Origin of the sequence: Arthrobacter sp. MA-N2 (genome assembly GCF_000517125.1) — a bacterium.
GTDB classification, from domain to species: domain Bacteria; phylum Actinomycetota; class Actinomycetes; order Actinomycetales; family Micrococcaceae; genus Arthrobacter; species Arthrobacter methylotrophus.
The window spans coordinates 146,751-170,243 of sequence record NZ_KI912157.1; the positions used below are offsets into that span (position 1 = coordinate 146,751).

14 protein-coding genes and 2 pseudogenes are annotated in these 23,493 nt (G+C 61.2%); 3 read left to right on the forward strand and 13 right to left on the reverse strand.

Going from position 1 to position 23,493, the window contains the following annotated elements:
* Window positions 1–109 precede the first annotated feature (109 nt).
* The 12 genes from A3M3_RS0122315 to A3M3_RS0122370 all read right to left on the reverse strand — a co-directional run bounded on the left by A3M3_RS0122315 (window position 110) and on the right by A3M3_RS0122370 (window position 13,982).
* A complete protein-coding gene (locus tag A3M3_RS0122315; protein ID WP_051423496.1) occupies window positions 110–1,084 on the reverse strand; it encodes a sugar kinase in 975 nt (324 codons plus the stop codon).
* Window positions 1,081–1,776, reverse strand: coding sequence for a bifunctional 4-hydroxy-2-oxoglutarate aldolase/2-dehydro-3-deoxy-phosphogluconate aldolase (locus tag A3M3_RS0122320; protein ID WP_035743715.1), 696 nt, complete (start codon window positions 1,774–1,776; stop codon window positions 1,081–1,083). The genes A3M3_RS0122315 and A3M3_RS0122320 overlap by 4 nt, the downstream gene beginning before the upstream one ends.
* Window positions 1,773–2,531: an SDR family oxidoreductase gene (locus tag A3M3_RS0122325; RefSeq protein WP_028268170.1), complete on the reverse strand. Its 759-nt coding sequence runs from the start codon at window positions 2,529–2,531 to the stop codon at window positions 1,773–1,775. Before A3M3_RS0122325 ends, A3M3_RS0122320 begins: the two co-directional genes overlap by 4 nt.
* Window positions 2,528–3,547 (reverse strand): zinc-dependent alcohol dehydrogenase, encoded by a 1,020-nt coding sequence (locus A3M3_RS26535; protein WP_231497404.1) that lies wholly within the window; start codon window positions 3,545–3,547, stop codon window positions 2,528–2,530. The genes A3M3_RS0122325 and A3M3_RS26535 overlap by 4 nt, the downstream gene beginning before the upstream one ends.
* 32 nt (window positions 3,548–3,579) lie before the next feature.
* On the reverse strand, window positions 3,580–4,554 hold the full coding sequence (locus tag A3M3_RS0122335; protein WP_028268171.1) for a C-terminal binding protein: 975 nt from the start codon (window positions 4,552–4,554) through the stop codon (window positions 3,580–3,582).
* A 360-nt stretch (window positions 4,555–4,914) separates the two neighbouring features.
* Complete coding sequence (locus A3M3_RS26540) at window positions 4,915–7,377, reverse strand: gluconate 2-dehydrogenase subunit 3 family protein (RefSeq protein WP_231497405.1); 2,463 nt, start codon at window positions 7,375–7,377, stop codon at window positions 4,915–4,917.
* Window positions 7,378–7,430: 53 nt separating this feature from the next.
* A complete protein-coding gene (locus tag A3M3_RS26545; RefSeq protein ID WP_081737015.1) occupies window positions 7,431–8,534 on the reverse strand; it encodes an ABC transporter permease in 1,104 nt (367 codons plus the stop codon).
* Window positions 8,535–8,570: 36 nt separating this feature from the next.
* Window positions 8,571–10,160: a sugar ABC transporter ATP-binding protein gene (locus A3M3_RS0122350; RefSeq protein ID WP_081737016.1), complete on the reverse strand. Its 1,590-nt coding sequence runs from the start codon at window positions 10,158–10,160 to the stop codon at window positions 8,571–8,573.
* 38 nt (window positions 10,161–10,198) lie between these two features.
* A complete protein-coding gene (locus tag A3M3_RS26550) occupies window positions 10,199–11,212 on the reverse strand; it encodes a sugar ABC transporter substrate-binding protein (RefSeq protein WP_051423498.1) in 1,014 nt (337 codons plus the stop codon).
* Window positions 11,213–11,315: 103 nt separating this feature from the next.
* Complete coding sequence (locus A3M3_RS26555) at window positions 11,316–12,233, reverse strand: SMP-30/gluconolactonase/LRE family protein (protein WP_081737017.1); 918 nt, start codon at window positions 12,231–12,233, stop codon at window positions 11,316–11,318.
* 33 nt (window positions 12,234–12,266) lie between these two features.
* Window positions 12,267–13,019: an SDR family NAD(P)-dependent oxidoreductase gene (locus A3M3_RS0122365; RefSeq protein ID WP_028268173.1), complete on the reverse strand. Its 753-nt coding sequence runs from the start codon at window positions 13,017–13,019 to the stop codon at window positions 12,267–12,269.
* A 147-nt stretch (window positions 13,020–13,166) separates the two neighbouring features.
* The gene (locus A3M3_RS0122370; RefSeq protein WP_028268174.1) at window positions 13,167–13,982 is read right to left on the reverse strand and encodes an acetoacetate decarboxylase family protein; all 816 of its coding nucleotides are present in this window, start codon (window positions 13,980–13,982) and stop codon (window positions 13,167–13,169) included.
* Between the two features lie 1,124 nt (window positions 13,983–15,106).
* On the opposite strand from A3M3_RS0122370, the gene A3M3_RS26560 reads away from it, so the two are divergent.
* From A3M3_RS26560 to A3M3_RS0122395, 3 genes and pseudogenes are all read left to right on the forward strand, one after another.
* A complete protein-coding gene (locus A3M3_RS26560; RefSeq protein ID WP_231497406.1) occupies window positions 15,107–16,246 on the forward strand; it encodes a Mu transposase domain-containing protein in 1,140 nt (379 codons plus the stop codon).
* A pseudogene (locus tag A3M3_RS26565) lies at window positions 16,243–16,755 on the forward strand (ATP-binding protein); the annotation flags it as partial. The gene A3M3_RS26560 and the pseudogene A3M3_RS26565, both read left to right, overlap by 4 nt.
* 5,155 nt (window positions 16,756–21,910) lie before the next feature.
* A pseudogene (locus tag A3M3_RS0122395) lies at window positions 21,911–22,174 on the forward strand (ATP-binding protein); the annotation flags it as partial.
* A 205-nt stretch (window positions 22,175–22,379) separates the two neighbouring features.
* Here the strand turns inward: A3M3_RS0122395 and A3M3_RS29140 are convergent.
* Window positions 22,380–22,862 carry a helix-turn-helix domain-containing protein gene (locus A3M3_RS29140; RefSeq protein ID WP_231497407.1) on the reverse strand — a complete coding sequence of 161 codons (483 nt, stop codon included), beginning with the start codon at window positions 22,860–22,862 and terminating at the stop codon, window positions 22,380–22,382.
* Between the last annotated feature and the right edge of the window lie 631 nt (window positions 22,863–23,493).

The following is a 23,493-nucleotide window of genomic DNA, read 5'->3' on the forward strand; positions in this document are numbered from 1 at the left end:
CCTCCGAAGTCCCCGTTCAGCTCCCGCTCACGCCATGGTCATCTCCAACGGAGGTAGGAGCTCCGCTTTCGAATCGCCGTGCCCGGTTCGTTCGGTGGCGTGGCCCAAGTCAGCGTGCCACCGGTTCGATTGCCTCTAGCAGTGCCAACTCTCCGCGACGGGGCATTCCCTCCCAGTCACCGGGAACGAGACAGGCAAACGCTCCGGTGCGTACGGCCATGGACAAACGCTCCTCGACACAGCTGCCGCGCAGGTGTTCCGATACGTAGCCCGCTACGAAAGCATCGCCTGCGCCCACCGTGTCCACCGGTTGGATTTTCAAGGCGTCGGCCTCGTATTCGACACCGTCTACAACCGCTACGCAGCCGGCCGGACCTCTTTTGATAATTGCCTGGCTCGGGCCAAGATCACTGAGCCGATGGGCCAGCTCCAGAGAAGTTCCGGGACCAACGGCGATTCCTGCCTCGTCGTCACCTGCGAAGACGATGTCCGATTGGGCCGTAAGCCTTCGGAAATGAGGTCCTGCTTTCTCGGGCGCCCATAGCGCTGCCCGGTAATTCAGGTCGAACGAAACTAGTTTGCCCGAGGTGCGCGCCCTGTCGATGGCATAGTCCACTGCATCTGAGGCGGAGGAAGAAAGGCCGGGGGTGATACCCGTGATGTGCAACAGCCTGGCTGTGTCGATCAGCCCAACAGGAACGTCCTCGCGGGTCAGGCGGGAGCCGGCGCTGCCCGAACGGTAGTACCAGACTTTCACTGCGTCAGGAGTACGCCTTTCCTTAATCATTAGTCCGGTTGGAGCCCCATAATCCCGTAGAGCTATGACTTCTAAGCCTTCGGCCATCAGCTCCCGCACGACCAGATCTCCCAAACTGTCGTTTCCAACCCGGCCCGCCCATGCCACGGAAGTTCCCAGCCGCCGCAGGGCAATCGCAAAGTTGCTCTCCGCTCCGCCGATACCCAGGCCAAGTGAGCGTGCCTGTGCTAGCGGACCTGGGGACTCAGCCCTCATCAGGGCCATGGTTTCCCCGAACGTTATGACTTCAACCGGTCCGGTGAACGATGACGCTCGGACGGTGGTCATCGCTGGCCACCTGTCATCATCTTCCCGTTCCTCGCTGCTAGGGATTCTGCTACGCGAGCCGTCAGATCGTCTGCGCGCTTGGCGAGACCGGCCAGGTCAGCGCTGTCAAAGACATCCTGCAGCAAGGGGCTACCGATGCTGACGGCCATGGCGCCTGCCTCGATCCATGCAATGGCATCGGCAGTTCCGACTCCTCCGCTGGGTATGACTTGGATGTCTGGAAACGGGCCACGTAGCTGCGCGAGATAGCCCGGGCCAACGGTTGAAGCGGGAAAGACTTTCACTGCCGTAGCGCCCGCGTTCCAGCCTTCGAGCAATTCCGTCGGGGTCAGGCCCCCAGGATAAACAGGTATCCCGCGGGCCGCGCAGGACTTCAAAACTTCAATGTTCATGGTTGGGGTGACCAAGAAGGCTGCGCCTCCTGCGAGGGCCCGATTCGCCTGATTCCCCGACGTTATTGTCCCTACACCAATTTCGGCTTCAGAGCCGAACTCTCTGACAAGAAGGGGCAATGCATCAAAGACGCCTTCTGTGCTGAGCGTGAGTTCAATCGTGCTGATACCACCTCTGACCAGCGCGTCGATGACGGGCAGATACTCCCGCGCATGAGAGGCACGCAGCACTGCTATGACAGGAGTTTTGAGAAGCAGCCCGGACGGTGCCGGTCGTTGAGTTCGGGTCTCAATGATCATCTTGCCAGCCACCCCCCATCGACCGGCAGGACGGTGCCGTGCACATAGTTCGCAGCGTCCGAGGCCAGAAACACGACGCTGCCGGCGATGTCTTCAGGAGCTCCCCATCTTCCGGCAGGGATTCGGTCAGAGATCTGCTCTCGACGTTCGTCGTCCGCGATCAAGGCACCGTTCATTTCGGTCGAAAAGTAGCCTGGCGCAATGGCGTTAACGTTGATGCCACGGTGGGCCCATTCGTTGCAAAGGGCTTTGGTCAGCTGACCAACAGCGCCTTTTGATGCCGCGTATGCCGGCACTCTGAAACCGCCCTGAAATGTTAGCAGAGATGCGAGATTGATGATCTTGCCGTAACGGCGCTGGAGCATTCCGGGGGCGAACCCTTGGCAGAGCTGGAAGACTGCGCGTGTGTTGATGTTCATTACCGCGTCAAAGTCACTCAGAGGAAAGTCCGTGGCGTCGTGGCGTATTTGGGTGCCCGCGTTGTTAACAAGGATGTCCACGTCATGGACTGCCAGGGTTTGCTCGATCGCTTCGGCAATGGAGGCTTCACTGGCCATGTCCACAGGTATGTGGGTGAGCTGCGCGCGTGATTTATCGGCGAGTGCCACCAGCTTCTGCGACAGAGCACCGCGCTGCAAGGCGGCCACGCTGGCGCCAGCGTGAATTAGCCCGGCCGCGATCGCTTCACCGAGACCGCGGGAGGAACCCGTCACGACGGCTGTTTTTCCCGTGAGGTCGAAGGGGGGTGGCGTCATGATCGTCGGTCTCCCATTAGATCCTCGTTCGGGGTGACAAGAACCTTCAGCTTGCCGCTGGCTGACATGGCCTTGTCAAAGGCGGATGCAGCGTCTTCCAACGCAAAGACTTCAACAGGTAGTCTGCCCAGGCCCAGGGCGTCGGTTTCGAGCAATTCGACGGCGCGCTCGACATCATCACGGGTATAGACGCGCACACCGATGACCGTATTCTCAGCGAAGGTTAGGGCTTGGAGGTCCACCTCTGTCGGTTTCTTGTAGACACCGACGAGCACAATGGTGCCTAGCACGCGTACGGTTTGCGGCAGGATCGCCGCCACTGAGGGGTGGGCTGCGGAATCGAAGACGATGTCGGCCCCGTTCCCTTCAGTTATCGAGAGAACTGTCGCTACGGGGTCCCCTCCCTTGGGCACAGTGGCAAAGCCGAGGTTCTGCGCGACGAGGCGGCGTTCGTCGCTTGGTTCTACGATCAGTATTTGTCGTGCGCCTCTGTGTCGGGCCACCAGCGCGGTCAGGATGCCGATGGGGCCGGCGCCGAAGACGACTACGTCTTCTCCCCCGGTCATGCCTGAGCGGGAGACGGCATGGACAGCGACGGCAAGCGGCTCGGCCAGTGCCACTTCCCTTGCCGGCACGGTTTCCTTCACGGGAATGAGCACGGAAGCTGGTAAGGCTATGAATTCAGCCAGCGATCCGGGTGCATCGATTCCGTAGAGATTCAAATTACGACAAACGTGCCTGTTGCCTTGGATGCACGGCGGGCATGTGCCGCAGTTTATGAGGGGTTCGACGGTGACCCGGGTGCCGGCTGGGGGCCCGTGAGCGCCAGCGACTTCTACAACACCTGTAATCTCGTGGCCCATGATGAGGGGTGATTCCGCGCGGGGGTGAGTTCCGTGCAGGATGGAAAAGTCCGTTCCACAAAGACCTGTGAATTCAACCCGGACAAGTGCCCACCCCTCCGGGACGTTGGGAACCGCTACTTGCTGGTTTTCGATGACGTCAGGGGCAGTCAATATGGCCGCCCTCATCGTCTCCGTCAGTCGTGTCATACGAGGATCTCCGGGTTGATAATGTTGCGGGGCGTCCGGCCGGCACAAACGTCAACGATGTTTTCCATGGCGCGCCGCTTTAGCTCGCCATAGGATTCTTCGCTATACCAAGCCACGTGAGGTGTCAGCACGGCATTTTCAAGGGACATCAGTGCATGGGTAGCGGGCAGTGGTTCTTCCTCGAACACGTCAAGTCCTGCCCCCCGCAGTCCGCCAGATACGAGAGCATCTGCCACGGCGGAAGTATCTACGACGGCTCCCCGGCATGTATTGACCAGAACAGCGCTCTCCTTCATCCGGGCAAGCGCCTGGGCGTTGATGAGGTGATGGGTTTCAGGCTTCAGCGGTACGTGTAGAGAAACGACGTCCGCCTGGGAGAGGAGTTCTTCAAAAGCCACGACGCTTACGCCATCGTTGGTGATTGTTCCTGGTTGGAGCAGCGGATCATGGCCAATTACCGAGTATCCGAGTCCCTTGGCCTTGCGGGCTGTGGCCGAGCCGATCAGTCCCAGCCCAACCACTCCGAACACACGGGTGTTTACTCTGTGGAGTGGTTGAACAGCCGCGAGATCGTACTCTCCCCTTCGTATCCGGCGATCCAACTGAACTACGCCGCGCTCAAGGGACAGCGCCAAAGCAATAGCGTGGTCGCTGACGTCCTCGGTTCCATAATCGGGGACGTTGCACACTGCGATGCCCCTGGCCGTGGCGGCACCAACGTCTACGGTGTCAAGCCCCACGCCATAGCGGCCGATGGCCTTAATATCAGGCAAGGCATCGAGAACCCTGGCGGTGATCGGTGCATATTGAACGAGCACCCCATCCGCTCCTGTCGCTGCCAGAATGACGTCGTCTTCGGTGCGGCACTGTGCCATCATCAGGCGTATCTGATGCTCGTCGGCAACTGCGCGTTCTATGGCAATGGAATCGTGATCACAGTCTGTAATAACGATTCGTGTAGTTGTTTCCACTTTGACCTTCCCTTCTCGAAACGCGCGCTGTGCGCCTACTGCCGGATATTTCCAACTCGGTCCGTGGAGGAGGTTCTGCTCCCATCAGCATGGGAGATCCCACGGGACCCTAAATTTCCTGAGTGACATGGGGCCGTTATGTCTTCGCGTGCTTTGCGCATCGCACTACCACAGGCCGACGACCGTTCTTTGTGCAGCCCGATTTGCCGGCTGGTGTGGCGTTCGGACGCGCACTTCTTGGTGTTTCCGCTGCGGGGTGCTCCATTTGACCCCAAGCTGGCGGAGGCTTCCGCGTTGACGCGCGTGCCAGAAAGGACCGTCCGGGGTTGGCGCCCGCACCACCAACCCCGGATAGGCCGGTCATTCAGACTTTTTGTCCGAGGACCACTTGTAGGGCCATTCCATCTCTCCCAGCATGTATTTCTCGACGTTGAATTTGCCGTTCGCGCTGTCTTCAAGGCTCTTGGGGCCATCGAAGCCGACTACATCCCAGCTGACGTGATTTCGGTTTCCTCCGTAGACGGGGTCTCCATAGAACCCTTGCCTGGTGTGCAGCAACAGCGCGGAGAAAAAGTCTGCGCCGTTGTCGGAAGCGCCGCGGTCGGAGGCGGCGGCGCTGGCGGGGACGGTAACCAGCTTCTCGGTCAGTTCGATGGTCTCGGGTTTTGGCGCCCCGGAGTAAGCGGCCAGAACATTATCTTGCTGTTCATCGGTCAGTGCTTTGAAGTCGGCCGCGTATGCTTCTCGGCTCAGCCGGTCGAGTTCTTTAATGCCTTCTCGGTACGTCTCCTGCAACTCGCCTATGCGTCCACGCCAAGCGTCTGCCTCTTTCCCGCTCAGCTCAAGGAAGCCGCTGCCGTCCGCTGACGCATAGATGTACTCAATCCCGGAGAGGTAGCGGTCGATGAACAGCGTCACGCCGGCTTCCTTTGCTCCGGGTTGGTGATCCGTGGGCATGATTCGTGCCGTGGCTGCCTCCACTGTGGCCCATTCGTGTTCGTCGAAGAAGAGCCGTTCGGTGGAGTCCGGGTCGATGGGAGGGATTGTTGTTCGCCATGCGGCTTTGCTCGTCGGGTGAACTTCGTCGCTTTCGAGCCGTCCACCGTCCTTCGGAACGTAAGGCCGGGCCGTGGCCTTTGGCCGCTTGCTTGTGTCGGCGGCCGAGTGCTTGCCGATCCCAGGAGTCGCAGCGATTTTTTCCGCGCACCGCCAGGCGTTCGCCATCATGAGCGGTGTCGGGTTGACTCCGGTTGCGGTCGGGAAGGAGCTTCCGTCGAGTATGAAGAGGTTGTCCACGTCGTGTGCCTGGCACCACTCATTCAGAACGGATGTCGCCGGGTCGAACCCCATGCGGGCAGTACCATGCTGATGGGTAGTGGTTCCGGGGATCATGTCTGCCAGGCCGACGGTGTGAATACGCGAAGCTCCGGCCGCCTCCAGGATTTCGGCGTTACGTGCCACCTGCCAGTTCGCCATCGCAACGTCGTTCGGATGATTCTTATATGTGATCCGGGCCGCCGGCATGCCCCACGCGTCTTTAACGTCCGGGTCCAGATCGACCCGGTTGGATTCCTGCGGCAGGTCGTGAAGGATCATGCCGATCTTCATGGCGTAGTTGAAGTAGTCACGGTCTGAGTTCTTCATGGCTTGCCCCCAGAGGGGCCGGTCCGGCATGGACCAGTTGATCGGCTGCAGCGTGCCGGATGCCGTGATGAAGGAACCGTTGATGTGCCCTCGCGACTCGTCCGTCTCATAGAACTGGAATGAGCCGCCGTTGAGGTAGTAGCCGGTCCAGCCATACAGGGGATCATGAACGTCATTATCGAAAAGACCGGTGGCGTAGCAGTATTCGTGGAAGGTGGCATTTCGACCCACTTGTCCGCTGCTGTTGGCCAGACCGTCCGGAAAGAGGTTGGACTTGGACTGGAGCAGCAACCGTGCGGTTTCGATGGCGGTGGAGCACAGGATGATGATGTCTGCTTCTTGTTCCACCTCTCGTCCGTCTGAGTCGATGTAGAGAACGCTCTTAGCGCGTCCGTCCGGGCCGACGTTCACACGTGTCACGTATGAGTCTGCCCGCAGCTCGTACAGCCCTGTGGCCAAGGCACTCGGGATGAAACTTGTCAGGGTTGTGGACTTGCTCAGTCCGGGGTCGCCATAGAGGTTCCAAAAGCCGGTGCATTCGGCCGCCGGACGGCCGTTGTGTTCCCTGGTGACCAGTCCTTGTGGAACGGGCGAGGCATCGATTCCGAGCGTCTCGCAGCCTTCATAGAACTTTCGGCCGAACGCTGTAACCGGGGGCGGAGGAGTCGGGTAGGGGCGGCTGCGCCGCACTTCATACGGGCTCTCCCGGTCCAGGCCGCTGCAGCCGAACTCCCACTCAATTTTCGTCAGGTACGGTTCGATGTCGTCGTAGGAAATCGGCCAGTCCGCCAGGCTCGCGCCATCGATGTTCCCATGAATGGAAAGCTGTCGGAAGTCGGAAGGCCGGGGCCGGGGCATCCAGGCGTTCCAGTGAACTGTCCCGCCTCCGACCATCTGTGGGAGAGGTGAGAACGGGAAGATTTCTGACTTCGAGTTCTCATCGGGCCGTCTGGTGCGAGGTTTGATTCGCATGTCCGGGTGCAGATAGTTGCGGCCCAGGTATTTGATTTCGTCGAAGGAGAAGTCCTTAGGCGTCAGCCAGGGGCCCCGTTCCAGGCCCACGACCGACAATCCCGCTTCGGTCAGCACCTTTGCTGCCGTTCCACCGGTCGCCCCGGCGCCGACTATGCAGACATCCACCCTTTCAGGCTTACGCGCATATTCCTTTTTTGTTGACATTAGGTTTGCCTCCATCAAAATCTTGTAACCGTGCATGAACTAATAGAGAACTTCTACGGGTTTTGTCCGGAGCCCGCTTCGGCTCCAGTCCCCTGACGGATTTTCAGGGGACCGGAAAGGAACAACGCCTTCAGGCGGCGGCCCATACCAGTGGCACCTCCGCCGGACGTCAGGTATACGGCTAGTAGGACAAGAAGCCCCTGGATGATGAGCTGTCCCTCTGCTTCTACGTTGCGGAGGTTCATTATGTTTGAGATCGTCCCGATGAGAAGAGCGCCCAGCACGGCGCTGATCGGGTTTCCCTTGCCTCCAAACAGTGCGGCGCCGCCGACGACTGCGGCGGCAATCGCGTTGAGCTCGTATCCTTGGCCGACCAGGGAGCTGCCGCCTGAAAGCTGAGCGGCGAGCAGCAGACCGGCCAAACCCGCGAGGGTGCCTGAAATGGCGTACGCGGCGATCAGATTGCGGCGTACGGGCAGGCCGGACAGGCGTGCTGCCTCCAGGTTTCCCCCAATTGCATATTGCTGCCGGCCGAAAATGGTCCAGCGCATGACAATCGCCGCAATGGCGGTGACAAGAATGAAAAGGATGGTCGGCGACGGGATCCCCAGGATGCGGCCGTCCAACAGTTCCAGGAACTGTTCGTTGGTTATCGCAATGAGCGACCCGCCCTGGACGAAAAACGCGATTCCTTGAATGATGCTCATCGTGCCCAACGTGGCGATGAATGGGGTAATTCGAGCGAACACCACAGCTAATCCGTTGAGCACGCCGACACCAGCAGATAATACGAGAGCGCCGACGATGGCGATAAGCATGGATTGGCCTTGTGCCATGACCCAGGCGGAAAATACGGTCGACAGGGCAGCGACAGCGCCGACCGAAAGATCTATTCCGGCGGTGACAATCACCATGAACTGCCCTACGGCAAGAATTGAGACAATGGCGCCGGTCAGGACAATGTTCTCAAGGTTCCTGGGAGTCAGAAAGAACGGTGAGGCGACCGATCCAATGATGATGACAACGATGATTCCGAGCAGCAGGAAAGCATAGCCGCCAAGGAAGTACTGCCTGAATCGCTGAAGTAGCGTCTGTTTTCGGTTCCGGTCGGGTGAACCCGTTTTTCCTGCATCCCGGTCTACGGTGGAAACTTGCATGTAGATCTGTGTCCTCTCAGAGCATGTGGATGGGGGCTAGCGCAGCATGGATAGGAGGCCGTCGGAGTCGATCATGTCGTGAGCAAACGAGGTCGAAAGCCGGCCGCGTTGCATGACATAGATTCGATCGCTCATCAGTGCTTCCTCGATCTCGGATGTGATGAGGAGGACGGAACCTCCCTGCGCCAGGTAGGTCCCAATGGCCTTGTAGATGGTTTCTTTCGCTGCTACATCAACGCCGCGCGTAGGCTCACTGACGATGAGCAGTTCTGCTCCAGCAGCAATCCACTTGGCGAAAACGACCTTCTGCTGGTTGCCGCCACTGAGAGTGCCAACGTGTTGGTCGGCATCCCTGACTCGAATTCCGAGGCTGTGGATCATACCGTCTGCGAGCCGCCGCTCCTTCGAGCCCCTTCGAAAGCCAAACCGCCTGATCGTGTGGAGACTGGGCATGGATATGTTTGCTTGGACCGACATGTCAAGAACCAGGCCCTGGCTCTTGCGGTCCTCCGGAATCCACCCAAGTCCGGCTTTGATCGCGTCGCGCGGCGTCCGGATGGAGACCTGGCGCCCGCGCATGAGGAACTCACCTGTGAGATGTGGCCGGCTGCCGAACAGGCACGCGGCCAGTTCAGACTGACCGCTCCCGACCAGACCGGTGACGGCCACCGCTTCCCCAGGCATTACACTCAAGGCGACTTCGTCCAGCAAATGTGAATCGCTGAGGTTTCGGACTTCCAGCATGGGCTTTTCTTTGCCGCTGTCTACAGTGCGAGGATTGATGCGCCGCCGGCCGCCAGTGGTGAGCTGACCGACGAGCTCCCCGATGAGATTTTCGCCCACCATCGCCCGCACCGCTTCTTCTTCTGGGAGCTCGGCGGAAGTTCGGGTCAGCACTTTCCGACCATCTCGCATTACGGTGATCCGGTCGCATAGGCGGTAGACCTCATCGAGCCTGTGGGAGATGAACACTATTGCCACACCCTCTCCCCTGAGTCGTTCCACCAACTCGAAGAGCTTTTCCACTTCAGGTTTCGGCAACGTGGCCGTTGGTTCATCCAGAAGGATCACCCTGGCTTTTCGGTGAACGGCCTTGGCGATCTCGACGGCTTGTTGTTCAGCCATGGACAAGGTGCCAACCGGCGTGTCAGCAGGAATGTCGAAGCCCAGGTTCAGGAGGTCTTCTGTGGCTCTACGGTGAAGTCGGTTCCAGTCGACAAGCCCAGCGCGTGTCGTGGGAAGGTCGGAGAGATAAATGTTTTCCGCCACGGACAGTCCGGGAGCAAGACTCAACTCCTGATGAATCGTGTAGATACCGTTCGCCTGCGCGTCACCGGGATTGCCAAAGCGCCGCGGGCTGCCCTCGAGAATGATTTCTCCCTCGGTGGGAACCTCCACCCCTGACATCACCTTTACAAGCGTTGACTTGCCCGCTCCGTTCTGGCCCAGTAATGCGTGGCATTCCCCCGGCCAGACATCAAGGTCGACACCCTCCAGCGCTTGGACACCGGGATAGCTCTTCGAAATTCCGCGGAGGCTCAGCGCTGCCGATGTCCGTGGTGATGTGTCCGACCCACCGGGATGCCGGGTCCCGGCATTGATCCGCGGCTCATTATTCAGGTTCATGGCGTCCTCCTCCCAACGCTTGGCCTTTGCATGCCCTGCTAGAACTTCTGCTCAGGCTTGAACTGTTGGGCAGCATTCTTGGGGGTGTACAAAGGGGTGGAGATATACTTGACTCCGCCGGGGCATGCCTCGCTCTGGGGCTTTCCCCCAACCGCTGCGAGAGCCATGTCGAGGGCTACTTTCCCCTGGACGTCCGGGCTGTTTGCCCCGTCGGCAAAGATCGGACCACTCGGGTGATCAATCATGTACTTCACCGTTGACATGGCACCGTCGTAGGTCCCGATGACAACTTTGTCCCACATTCCCAGGCCCGTCAGTGCTGACTGAACAGCTGGGAGCATGGAGTCGCTTGCTACGAAGATCAGCTTTAGATCGGGGTTGCCAGTCGCAACCTCGCGCAACGCAGACAGGGCCGTGTCAGCGACCCATTGACCGTAGATAGTGGGGAGCATCTTTAGCTTCGGTGCGTCTGGTGCGGACTGGTAGCCCTGCAGAAATCCTTTTGTCCGGAGATCTGTCACGACTTCGCCCGGAAAGCCGCCCACCATGACCGCCTTCACGGGCGTCTCCAGGCCGGATCTGCTCTTTAGAACGTTGGCGAGCTCTTTTCCTACGCCGGCCGCAGTAGCCACCTGGTCCTCTGCTACGTAGCAGTAGGCGTACTCGGCAAGCGAGGGGTCCAGGTTCGAATTCACTGCTATGAGCGGGATGTTGGCTTCTTTAAGCGCCTTCAATGCAGGTGTTACACCGCGGGGGTCAGCGGGGTTAAGGATGACCGCGTTTGCTCCTTTGGTGATGAAGTTCTTGACGAGAGAGTTCTGCACCACCGGGTCTCCGCGCCCATCGGACTCAAGCAGGCTGACTCCGCTGTCCTTCGCTGCCGCCCGGACGCCGTCCGTCTGGGCGGTCCACCAGTCGCTTGCAAAATTGCGTTGGGCGAAAGCAATGGTCGGAGATTTGGCGCCCGCAGGAGCAGCCTGACCGCCACACGCCGACAATGCAATACAGCTGATAATTGACACGACTGTGATAACCAGATTGCGTCGTTGCATGATAAATCACCCTTCAAAATCCGTTGGGAAAGTAACTCATCAGCGTTCCGTCAGATGAGTTTGTTGGTGAGAGGCCGGCGCGCGCCAGCTAGCTGTTGGCCCTCTACGTCGAGGGGAGCTGTCGGCGCATGTAGCCCAGGAGGTTGCCGCCGACTCGCATCCGCAGCCGATATATGGAGGTGGAGGCCGTGATGTACAGCGTCTTCCAGTCGGGTCCGCCCCAGTTCATGTTGGCGACCTTCTCCGGGACGTTGATCGACCCTAGTTTTGAACCGTCCGGGGCGTAGACCCATATACCTCCGGGTGCGGTCACGTAGAGATTGCCTTGTTCGTCGACCTTCATGCCGTCAACAAATCCATCCCCCGCCCCCGGATCTTCACTGATCTGGGCGGCAAAGACACGGCCGTTCTGAAGCCGGCCGTCGGAGGTGACATCAAAAACCCGCACATGCGCCCGCTCGGTGTCGTTCACGTACAGGAGTGATTCATCCGGTGAGAAGCACAGGCCGTTAGGCTGAGCAAAATCGTCCAGGAGTAGCTCCAGGCCACCCGTAGGCGGGAGGCGATAGACACCACGGAAGTCAAGCTCCACTTCCCGCTCCACTCCGAATACCGGCATCCGCCCATATGTCGGGTCGGTGAAGAACACGGAACCGTCACTGGCGACGACGACGTCGTTCGGGCTATTCAGTTCCTTTCCCTTCCACTCTGATGCCAGTACGTGTCGTTCGCCTTCTGCCTCGCGAACAACGGAGCTGGTGCTGTGCTCACATACGATCAGATGGCCGTCGGCATCGCGGGTCATGCCGTTGCATTTGTTGCTCTGGGCCCGAACGATGCTGAGCCCTTCATCCTCATGCCAGCGCCGGCGCTTGTCTTGGGGCATGTCACTGAAATGCAGTGAATTGTCTTGCATCCAGATAGGTCCTTCGGTGAAGGTGAACCCGGTTGCAATCCGTTCAACCTCCGCGTCCGGCGCGATGAGATCCTGCAGAACTGGGTAGGCTGATCTTGCTACCATGCCCAACTCCCCTTTCCTGTGATCCTTGGCTGCTCAACTGGCAATTTGTCCGCCATCGATGAAGAACGGCGCTCCGGTGGAGAAGCCACTTTCGTCCTGAGCCAGGTAGACAACCAATGGGGCCACTTCCTTCGGCTCTCCTGCCCGGCCCAGGGGGTTGCCTTCGGCTGCAGCCTTGGGGTCAGCTTGTGCTGCCAGGAAGTCCCGGCCGATTCCGGTCATAATCAGGCCCGGTACCAGAGCGTTGACCGTGATGTTGTCTTTCGCATGGTCCATGGCCATGGCCCTTGTCAGCGACATCACGGCGCCCTTGGACGCAATATAGCCCGCGTTATCCTGCCAACCAATGAATGAACTTGGAGAGGCGGTATTGATGATCCGTCCGCCCCCTGCCCGACGCATTTCCGGGATGGCGTAGCGTGAGCAGTAGAAGATGCCGTCCACGTTAACTGCGAAGACCCTGCGCCACTCCTTAAGGGGCATGTCGACGACATTTCCCTCCATCGGGTTGATGCCGGCATTGTTGAAGAGCACGTTCAGCTTGCCGAAATGTTCAACAGTCTCGTGCACGAGGTGGCGGGCCTGCTCCTCGATGGCGACGTCACATTTGATGAAGATGGCGTCACCGCCCTGCTCGGTGATCATCCCCGCTGTCTCCTGGCCGCCTGCACCGTCGACGTCACTGACTGCCACGCTCGCGCCCTCGGCGGCGAGGGCAATGGCCGAGGCACGGCCTATACCGGAGGCGGCTCCGGTGACGATGCATGTCTTGCCTAGAAGTTTCACGTTATCCTCAATTTCTGATCTGTACTGGGGTCTATTCGGCTGCATCAGCGCAGCTGATTCACCGGTCAGGGCCGGCGAAGCGATTAGGGTTGCCGCTCCCTCTGCGGGCCGGATCGGGACCGCAGAGGGAGCGGCAAGAACGACTCCTTAGACAGCTGCTGGAGTCTTACCCGCCTTGGACAGGTCGACCGGCCGGGCAATTTCAGCGGCTTCCACAACTCGGTGGGCAATCCCGTTGTGGTTGAAGGTGCACCGACCGAAGTACGAGGTGATGTCCGTCAGGGGACCGATCGGGATCTGGTCGAACGGGCCGTCCTGGATTGCGATGCTCCCGGTCCCCTTCATGGTGTCGTTGGCTTCGTAGTCCACCTGGACGTACACGAGCTCCTTCTTCTCAAGCCCAGAGGTGGTGTTCGCCGGGGTCTGGCGATAGCAGATGGGGAACTGCGTGCCGAAGAACGGGAATTCTTCCTTTGGAATCGCCTGCAGATTTTCAACGCGGCCAGAAACCAGATGCGCGCCCCGTCGGCTCACCGAGAAGTCATAGTGGTCCGAGTCCTCGGAGGTCGCAGGAGTGATTTCCATCTGGCCGATTTTCTTCGGGTAACCCCAGACTTCCCGGCCGTGAACGAGGACCAGGTCATCATCGACGTAGAGCTGGACGAGGAAGAGGCCCTCGGAACCGGGCTCGTCCTTCAGCCGGCACTTGATGCCGACGCCCCATTCATGGAAGGGGTAAGCCCAGGTTTTTTCACCGTCTTTTTCGGTCTCCTTGAACCAGCCCATGTAAATGACGACTTCGTCCGTGGCTTCCAAGGGGGCCGGCACCAACTTTCGCAAGTGCTCAAGGTCGCCCTTCGCCGTCATGATCAGATAATCGGCGTCGATGCGTCCCAGTTCCGCACCTCCGTCGCATGCCATCCAATCGAGTTCGTAGTTCCTGCAGACCAATCCCTGCTTCACAAGCTTTCTCCGATCTTCATCGACCTCTAAAGCAACACCTAAGCAGCCCAAAAACGTGCGAAGATTCGCCGTCCGTCGGACTCCTTTGGCGGGTGTCCCCCTGCCGCGTCGACGCAAGCAGGCCGGACCTCAGTCCTTCGAGGCTTGATTCCGGCGGTCCATCCACCGTGATCAACAACACTAAGTCAGCCCCGCATTTCCGTCAACCCCTTGGCTAAAATGCCAACCGGCTGACACATTTTGGCTGGCTGTCACCGGCGGAGATCCGTAATCTGGCACGTTTTCCCTAGTAATCCCCGATGGGACCCCCGACGCACACGGCTGCGGTAAAACACCCTGGCGCGTTACGCGATGCGCGTTACCAGGGGGCTGAGCCGGCCCTCATTTAATGGCTCGCTGTCGAACTTGATCGACAGCCGCATTCAGGCCCTCTTCGATCAGGTGCGGCTTGTCCGCCGCGACGTGATAAATACGTCCCGGTCTCGGTGGTCGTGATCATTGCGCGGACGATTTCTCTAACTCCGGTGGCTCTGAAGATCGATTTCGTAAGAAGCCTATGGCCGGCGGGGTCGCGATGTGTTTCAGTTCGTGCAGTCTTTGACGACGGGTGTTGCATTTCGTGCACAGATGACCGTCCAGCCAACGCTGGCCCGAGCAGATTCCCGCAGCCGCCCCAAAGAGAGACCCACCCCGACCGAGTTCAGTGCGCCACCCGACGGATCATCAGCGCCAATCCAGACGCCCCCGCACGGCTCGGAACACGGTCCGCAGTCAGGGCCTTAGACTTTGCGAATAGCTGGACCTTGCGGCGCACACGGCCATCCCACAATGGCTGTCTGCCATTGGGCATCGTCGTCGGCTTCGCCCCATCCGTAGATCAGTTCTCTACGAAGTCACGTTGGTTCGACTTGGGTGGGCAACCCTTTTCTGACATTTGGTCCGAGTGGCGGGCTCATGTTAACGCCAGCCGAAAATAGGGCCAGGAACGCCAACTGAAAATAGGGCCACCGACCACTATGGAAGGTGATCAATTTGGATGATTGGGCGGAGATACGCCACCTGTTTTCGACGGGCAAGCACTCGAAGCGGGAGATCGGCAGGATCGTGGGGTTTCCCGCGGAACGGTGGACCGGGCGCTGGAGTCGGACCGGGCGCCGAAGTATCAGCGGGCGGCGGGAGTCTCGAGTTTTGATGCGTTTGCTTCCGGGGTGCGGGAGCTGTTGGTGAAGACGCCGACGATGCCGGCCGCGACGCTGGCGGAGCGGGTGGGCTGGTCCGGTTCCGCGTCGTTGTTCCGGGCGAAGGTGGCCGCGATCCGGCCTGAATACGCGCCGCCTGACCCGGCTGACCGTTTGGTCCATGAACCGGGGTTCCAGGTCCAGTGCGATCTCTGGTTCCCGCACGAGCCGCTGCCCGTCGGTGAGGGTCAGACCGATACGCCGCCGGTGCTGGTGATGACCTCGCCGTTCTCGGGATTCATCCAGGCGCGGATGCTGCCGTCGCGGACGACGCCAGACCTGTTGGGCGGGATGTGGACTCTGCTGCAGGACGCGCAGGCGGTTCCGTCGCGGCTGTTGTGGGACAACGAGTCCGGCATCGGCAGGCGCCGGCCCACGGAGCCGGTGGCCGCGTTCGCCGGGTCCCTGGGACTGGAGATCAAGCTGCTGCCGCCGCGGGATCCGGAGTCCAAGGGCATGGTCGAGCGGATGAACAGGTTCTTCCGGCAACGCTTCATGCCGGGCCGGGATTTCCGCTCACCCTCGGATTTCAACGGCCAGCTGGAGGACTGGCTGCCGAAGGCGAATCACCGGTATTCGCGGTCCCGCCACGGCCGCCCGGACGAGCTGATCGTCCTGGACCGGGAGAGGATGCGGGAGCTGCCGCCGGTGACGCCGGAAGCGGTGTTCCGCAACGCGGTGCGGTTGCCGCGGGATTACTACGTGCGGGTGTTCTCCAACGACTATTCCGTGGACCCTTCATTCATTGGGCGGATCGTGGATGTGGTCGCTGACCTGGACACCGTCTGGGTCACCCATGAGGGTGTCATCATCGCCACCCATGTCCGGGCATGGGCCCGGCACCTGGTCCTGACCGATCCGGCCCACGTGGCCCGCGCGGCGGTGATGCGACGGGACTTCAGGACCCAGCGGGTGCACCGCCCCGAACCCGAAGAAGCGGTGGAGGTTCGGGATCTGGCCGCCTATGACGAGATCTTCGGCATCGACCTCGGCCTCCAGCCTGCCCTTCTGGAGGTGGCCTCATGACAGGGACACCGTCACAGATCGAGTACTACGCCCGGGCCCTGCGCGCACCACGGATCAGCGACGGGTTCCGCCGGCTCGGGGATCAGGCCCGGGACGCCGGCTGGTCTCATGAGGAATACTTGGCCGCGGTCCTCTCCCGTGAAGTCTCCGAACGCGAAGCCTCCGGCGCGGCGACCCGGATCAAGGCCGCGAGGTTCCCGGCCCACAAGGATCTGGAGGAGTTCAACTTCGACCACCAGCCCTCCGCGGACCGGAACCTCATCGCGCACCTGGGCACCGGGGTGTTCCTCTCCGAGGCCAAAAACGTGGTCCTCCTCGGGCCGCCCGGAACCGGCAAAACCCATCTCGCGGTCGGCATCGGCATCAAGGCAGCCAGGGCTGGGCACCGGGTCCTCTTCGATTCCGCGACCGGCTGGGTCGCTCGGCTGCAGGAGGCCCATTCCCGCGGGAAACTCGCCCAGGAACTGGTCAAACTCCGCCGCTACAGCCTCCTGGTGGTCGACGAGGTCTTGTCTTAAGAGTCTGTGGCTGATGGGCTTTCCGGTATCAACGATCGGAGGCCGTGCGTGGATGATGTTGAGCAGTTCGTGGAGTGGCTGGTTGTCATGGGCCGCAGCAGCTAGCACGGTTTCAGGTCGTACGGTCCTCTTGGGGTGGCGGGAAACACTTCCGACGATTGGCTGAGTCCGGAAGTCGCCCGGATGAAGGTGGACCAAGCCGCTGATCGGGCGACTATATCGGTGCGTTCTTCGCAGCTGGCGCTTTGACCGCGTCAGCTCAGCCCGAGGGCGCCGCCCGGACCGTCCGTGAAACCACCGGGCCCTCGCCGCCCTTGCGGCGTTTCTATGGATTCCTGGGATCCAGCGGGATCGACAAGAAACGGAAGCGGGGCCGCTGGGGCGAACGAGGAGAACCAGTCCGACCGGGTGAGGCCCGGGGGCTCGTTTTCCACGGAAATGCGGGGGGCGGGAGGCTGGCCCCCCATGGCCGCGGTGCTCTCGGTTGGAAAATCCGTTCGCCGGGAGTCCTCTGCGTGCTTTCCGAAGGGACCTCTGACCCGGCGGGGTCGCCGAAAGGATCGCCGTGGGCGAGGGCCCCTGCGCCCCGCCGGTTATCGGGCAAACGTGAACGCTCCTGCTCCGCCGACGGGCCAGCGGCGATCGGCGACTGGAAGCGGGAAAGTCACGGGCCGACACGGTGGTTCTTCTTGGAATGCGGATTTTGGCGGATTTTGCGACCCCGGCGGGTCGCCCGCCCACGGATCACAGTCCTCCTGCTCAAAGGGTTGCACCGGGGACGAGCACCCGGGGTGCCCGTGACGACCGATGACCCTGGGGTTTGGCGCTGCTTGGGATGAAATACTTCCACCGATGAGCGGGGCGCAAAGACCTCAACGCGAGCGGGGCATTTGTGGGTTTAGGCCGCCGCGGTCAGGCGGGCCGCCCGGCCCCCTATTCCTACCCGGGCCGGGCGTCTTTGAGGGGCTGCCGTCTTCCGGGCGCCACTGCACGCGAGATCGGAGGTGCACGCGAATCTCCGCACCGATGGCCTCCCGTGTCAATACTTGTTGCGGCAGAAGCTGGGTCGACTCGTCCGCGGGGCCCCCACGTGGTGCCCAGGGGAGGATGCCTTGGGGGGCATCGCGTAAGTAATCTCCCCACCACCGTCCGTAATGAGTTTATCGCCACATGTCGCGACCGAACGGGCAATGTTTGGAGAGGGCGCTTGTCGAGCTTGAGAGCAGCGCCCGGCAGCGCAGGGGCTTCCACCTCGACGTCGTGCACGGCGGGGGGGCGGTATGCGTTGTCGCCTATTTCGCCGCAGGACCAGTCCGCGGCCCTGGACTCTTTTTGCCCGGGGCAGCGGTGATGGAGGCGGCTTTCGGGGGACCCGGGATGCCGCCCGGCCCGGGAGCTCAGGCAGGCATGAGCCGTTCGTATTCCCCAAAGTGGTGAATGGTCCGGTGGTTTCTGGCCATCCGAATCGGTGGGGAGTGGGATCCGCGGCGTCGGCGGTGAGGCCCGCCAGCGCGGAACTGAACGGGCTCCCTGAAGTCTCCGCCTGCTGGGCTGTGTGCGACGCCTGCAAGCACTGTGGTGGGAGAGTCATCGAACCCGATCCTCATCCGACACTCGCCCGAAACGTGGGGGGCGCTGGTTTATGGGACGATTTCGTGCGGCCCGAGCTTGGGCCATGGCAGCCGCCGGTGAGAGTCGCGCGAGTTGGCGCGTGGCGCCGGTTCCGTGGCCTGGGGCGCCGGCGGATCCGCGCCCCGTGGCGCCTGCCGCCGGCGGCAGGGGCGAGGGGAGCGGCTGATTTGCTGCCTGGGCGGGCAGATCTTCTCATGGGGCGCGTCGCGCGCGAAGCGGCGGGGCGGTCAAGGGGCGGTCCCGCACTGCCCTGCGCGGCTAACGATGGTCGCGCTGCGACTACGACGCCAGCCTGTCCGAGCTGACCGACCGATGAACCTGCCGGATACCGCAGCAAAGGTGCGCAAACGGCACCGACATTCTGGATGCGCCCGCGTTGTGCCTGCTTGGCGTCCTTCCGGACCGGTCGCGGGCCGCGACGACCGGCAGCACACGCGGCCATAAGGCGGCGACCGTCCCCGATCGATCTCCCCGGGGACTGGTTCAAGCGGGTGGTTCCGGGAGCCAGTTTCCAGGCGGTCACCGTCCGCGCTTTACATGAATGCGGTACTCACACAGCGCGCATCAAGCGCCAGCACGCTCCGGCGACGAACGATCCGCCTCCCTGGCCTAGCTTCTGGGAAATGACCTGTGCGAGGGAAGAACAATCCCGAGGTCACCGAGTGCCGGAACGTCCTTTCCGCGGCACGCAACCGCGGATTCGTGCCCTTGGGCGCTGGCCTACCGCCCGAACCGTCCAGCGGAGCACGGCAACGAAGGGCACTGGCCGAACCGGACAACCACCTACGGACTGGCTTGTGGATGTCCGGTCGTTCTTCACCGACTTGTGCACGTGGGGCACCGCGACCCAGGCTCCGAGCTCGCTGGCCCGTTGCCTACAGTGTGGTCCCCGCTGACGACGCACGATTCTTCAGTGATGGTGGGTTCGCCGCTGCACGGGCTCCGAACCCACGGGCACGAACTTGACCAGCAAAGGTAGTATGGACCTGAAGCCGCGCGAGATCCCGACATTCCGCCGCTTTCGCTTTGCGCCCGCTGGCACGAAGCCGCACAGCAGGCTCGAGGCCGCCGGTCCGGGCGACCGGAAAGCCCTAAGGGCCGAGTGACGCGACCGGTTCTGGGATTGTGGCATTGCTCGAACTTGCTCCGTGGACCAGCGCGTCTGAGGGTCGAAGGCGTGTGTCCGGCTAACGACGCTCCGACGTGCTCAAACGCCATCTTCTCCCCGACGGCCGGGTCCTTACTATCTTGCTCCACACAGTCAAGCGCGTCGTCGCGTACGACCGGGCAGACGGGGTCATCTCCCGATCGGCGGACGGCCTCGGGGCGCGTGGATCCCCGAAATATCACTCGTCCCCACGTCAAAAGGGTTTCTACTCGCTCCGATGCATGTGCCGCCATGGCGACCCCGCGCGTGACGAGGAGCGGCCAAAGTTCCACCTGCCCACCCGCTCCACATGTCTTCTGCTGCAGGGGTGTCTTATGGCCATCCAAGCGCGATTGTGCGATCTCGATCAGGCAGTGCGCCAACGGCTTCCAAGCACTCTCTCAGTAGGAAGCTGGCGGCGCCGGCACCGCGGACGGGGCACCGCTGGCGGCTGTCTCGCACACGACTGCAGGGCGGCGCTTTCGCCACGCGAAACACCTGAATAACACAACACCCCGGTTGCACGTCATCGCGGCTGCTCCTGGCAGTGGCCGGGCATCGACAGTAGATGATCTACGCCAAGACCTACCCCGACACCATCGCTCGAAGTCTCACCCGGGCCAGCGCATGCGCGCGGGACTCTACACAGCGACAGGTCATACAGACTGACGCCGGCGCTCCGGGCACCCAACCCGCCGGAGAATCGGAGAGCATTCAGCGCCAAGCTGGTATCCGAGTCTCGGCAAGGGCAGCGCTCCGTGGAGCATTGGGCCACACACCGTCTTGCGCGGCTACAACCGACCAGGCGACGCACTGGCGCGAGCCGCGGTCTCGTCTGCCTCGCGGATGCCACCACGGCGCAACCAACGAGAAAGTCCGGCCGGCACCCGTTTTTTCGCCCGAATGATCGCGCTTCCACCACCGCGCCTGGCCAAACGCACGCGAAACAGGAGAACCCCTCCTGGGAGCAGCGCAAACAGGATCGGCGCCGCCCGGAGCCAAGCGGAGCTCGAGATCGAACCGGCTCCCGCAGTTGGCACCCACCGAAGCCCAAAAGAACTCGCGACGAACGACGTAGGCCCACGCCTCTCGAATCGAGGCCGACGATAACGAGTCCCGTGCGGCCCCCACCCACCGCGGCCACAGGGCGTTCTCCTGCCCGGTCCGGCGTTGGATGGTCCGTCCGCCGGCGCGCTAGGGTTTCATCCATGGTCGAAAGCGAACAGCTCGCGAGATGACGTTGTTTTTTCTACTTCCCCGTGGAAGGGGGCTACGTTATTCCTCAGCGATCAATGATCGGGAGCCGGCCTCGTTCATCCCCCGCGCCCGACGCGCCGAACAAGATTCCCCCCGTTGGACTCCCTGGCCTCGACAAATTCAAGCATCAACACGAGCGGCACAGCAGATTTCTAGAGGACCCTCGCAGCGGTTTCCGTTCTATGAGGTTTCCGCGACTCACCGCCGATGAAGCCTTTTTCCTTGACCGCATAATGCCCATCCATTTTCTTTGCGCTCCTCTCTATTCACTACTCAGTAGGACGGATGTGGGAGCAGCTCATCCAGCGGTTCGGGCTCCCAGGGCAGACGTCGACAGCCCAAACACATTCGTTTCTGCAACGCCACACGGGAACATTTCACCCCCGGGCTGGCACAGGGCGACGGTCATGTCCCTAGGCGTGGAGATACCCGGAAAAGATTCTCGAGGAATTTCGATCGTCAAAGGCATTTCCGCCTTTGCATCCGGATGCCCATAGCCACCCTGCGACTCCGTCGGAGGGGCGCTGAAAGCAAGGCTTGCGGTTGGATAGAGGCTCATGTCCCAGGCTCTGGATTCGGGCTTAACCCACAGCGTGAACGTGGTGATGCACTGGGTCCAAGCCTTGGAAGCGCATGATGGTGCGAGGACCGTTCCAACGAGTGCGCAGACATTTCACTTTGCCCGCCGCGGTGCGTGTTCTTCCGTTGTGGTCGGCTAAATGACTCTTCTCTGGCGGGACGCGACCGAAACATCCTGCAAGGCGCTAAAGCAGGGACCCCGCGGACAAGCGGCCACCGAACGATTCTTGAAGAAGCTCGTGAACGGGACAGATACGACGCGAGCGCGCTGGTCTGGAATGGGGATCCAGCTTAATGGAGCTGGGTACGACGCCGCGGATCACCGCCTACGCCCACGGTGGACTCATGCGGGACCCCTCGACGGGAGTCGCCCGCGACGCTGCGAAGCTCTCGATTTGGACATTAGGGACATGGATCTTAAACTTCTACCTCTGTGCCCATCTTGACCTGGCTTAGCGAGCACGCAAAGCATCCAGTGGCAGATCTTGACCATGCCCTCGCCTCCCTCGCGGGGGCTGCTTCAGCCACGGACTCTTAAGACAAGAAGTAGGCTACATCCCGTTCGATCAGGACGCCGCGAACTTGTTCTTCCAGCTCGTCTCCAGCCGCTACGAACACGCCTCCATGATCCTGACGTCCAACCTCCCATTCGCCCGCTGGGGCGACGTCTTCGGGGACCTGACCATCGCCTCGGCCATGATCGACCGGATCGTCCACCACGCCGAGGTAATCAGCCTCAAAGGCAACAGCTACCGGCTCAAAAAACACCAGCCCGCAGCCAGTACGGCACAATAGAACCACAACCCCGTGGCCCCGTTTTCAATTGGCACGAATGGCCCTATTTTCGGTCGGCGTTAACAGCTCATTCACTTCCCGCGAAATAGACGCACACTTCATCCAACTGTGCAACTGATGCACTGCGGAGACGCACGCGGATCTGCACGTCTCTCCGCCCTCGCCGTCGCTCCCAGTGGCTAGGAAACGCTGCACTCGCGCGGAGTTACAACGGCGGGCCTTCCCTACCCGTCCCGGTCAGTCTTCTTAGTTCAGCGGCTCGAATTTGCAGTACTTCAGGGTTCTCCTTCACATCTCGAAGAGAGGAACCCGTTGCCTCCCTGACGGCACGCCGCATGGCTTGCAGGCTCGTGAATCCGCTGGCCTCCGCAATGTCTGTCAGGGATCGCTTCCAGGAGTTTGCTTCGGTGAGGAGCTCAAGGGCCTCCAAAGTCCTCAGCGCGCGGATGTATCCGCTCACCTGGACCTCTTCGTCTTCGAAGAGGTCGTAAAGGGCACGGCGGGAAAGGAACGAGTAAGCCACAACCTCGTCCACATCAAGGGCCCGGTTCCTGTAATTCCTGCGTATGAACTTCTTGATCGCTGCGATGCGGGCCAGTCTTAGGTCCCCGTCCTCGGCCGGGGTTTCGAGCAGAGAGTTGACCAGGGCCGTCATCATGGACCGGAGGACCGGCTGGAGACGCGGCACCTCCCCGTCCATACCCGTCCGCTGCCAGCCGGACAACGCTGGAAGAATCAACCCTCGCACCAAAGGGTTCTCTCTGATATCGGCCAACCCCTGCAACCGTTTCACTGACTTGTCATCGAGGCCCAGCAGGCACCGATCGAGTTGGAGCCGCACCGCACTCAAGCCGGCCGGCGCATGGAAACTGCCGGGGGAAGAAAGATCAAGAAACCTGACCGCGCCACGAGAAACTTCCTCTGGGCGACCCGAGAAGCTGAACTCAGGACACGAACTTCGGAAATACACCAGCCAGTCCCCGGAAAAAGCATCCCCATTCCAGTAGCAAGTCACGGGTTCATTCGTGACATCAACAAGGCTGAACCCAGGACCATCCAGGCTTAAAGCGGTTGGATTGAAACTCGGACGGACTAGTTTTTCGGTTTTTTCCAACCGCACTGGAGTGTCGATGGCGCTGCCGTACCAGGTCCGCCAGTGCTCGAATTTTTCCTCGGGGCTCAGCCCAGGGGGAACACTGTAGCTTCTGATCCGGTCATGCAGTAACGCATCCGGAGCGCCTGCGTTGGCGCCGGCAGGAGGCATGTACTCCACGGGACTGGGGACCTTCCGGCTGTATGAATACCAAGATTCAGTATGA

Excerpts from the sequence above, each read along its gene's own strand:
- A3M3_RS0122315 (WP_051423496.1), bottom strand. The coding sequence starts at position 1,084 with ATGACCACCGTCCGAGCGTCATCGTTCACCGGACCGGTTGAAGTCATA.
- A3M3_RS0122320 (WP_035743715.1), bottom strand. The coding sequence starts at position 1,776 with ATGATCATTGAGACCCGAACTCAACGACCGGCACCGTCCGGGCTGCTT.
- A3M3_RS0122325 (WP_028268170.1), bottom strand. The coding sequence starts at position 2,531 with ATGACGCCACCCCCCTTCGACCTCACGGGAAAAACAGCCGTCGTGACG.
- A3M3_RS26540 (WP_231497405.1), bottom strand. The coding sequence starts at position 7,377 with ATGTCAACAAAAAAGGAATATGCGCGTAAGCCTGAAAGGGTGGATGTC.
- A3M3_RS26545 (WP_081737015.1), bottom strand. The coding sequence starts at position 8,534 with ATGCAAGTTTCCACCGTAGACCGGGATGCAGGAAAAACGGGTTCACCC.
- A3M3_RS0122350 (WP_081737016.1), bottom strand. The coding sequence starts at position 10,160 with ATGAACCTGAATAATGAGCCGCGGATCAATGCCGGGACCCGGCATCCC.
- A3M3_RS26550 (WP_051423498.1), bottom strand. The coding sequence starts at position 11,212 with ATGCAACGACGCAATCTGGTTATCACAGTCGTGTCAATTATCAGCTGT.
- A3M3_RS26555 (WP_081737017.1), bottom strand. The coding sequence starts at position 12,233 with ATGGTAGCAAGATCAGCCTACCCAGTTCTGCAGGATCTCATCGCGCCG.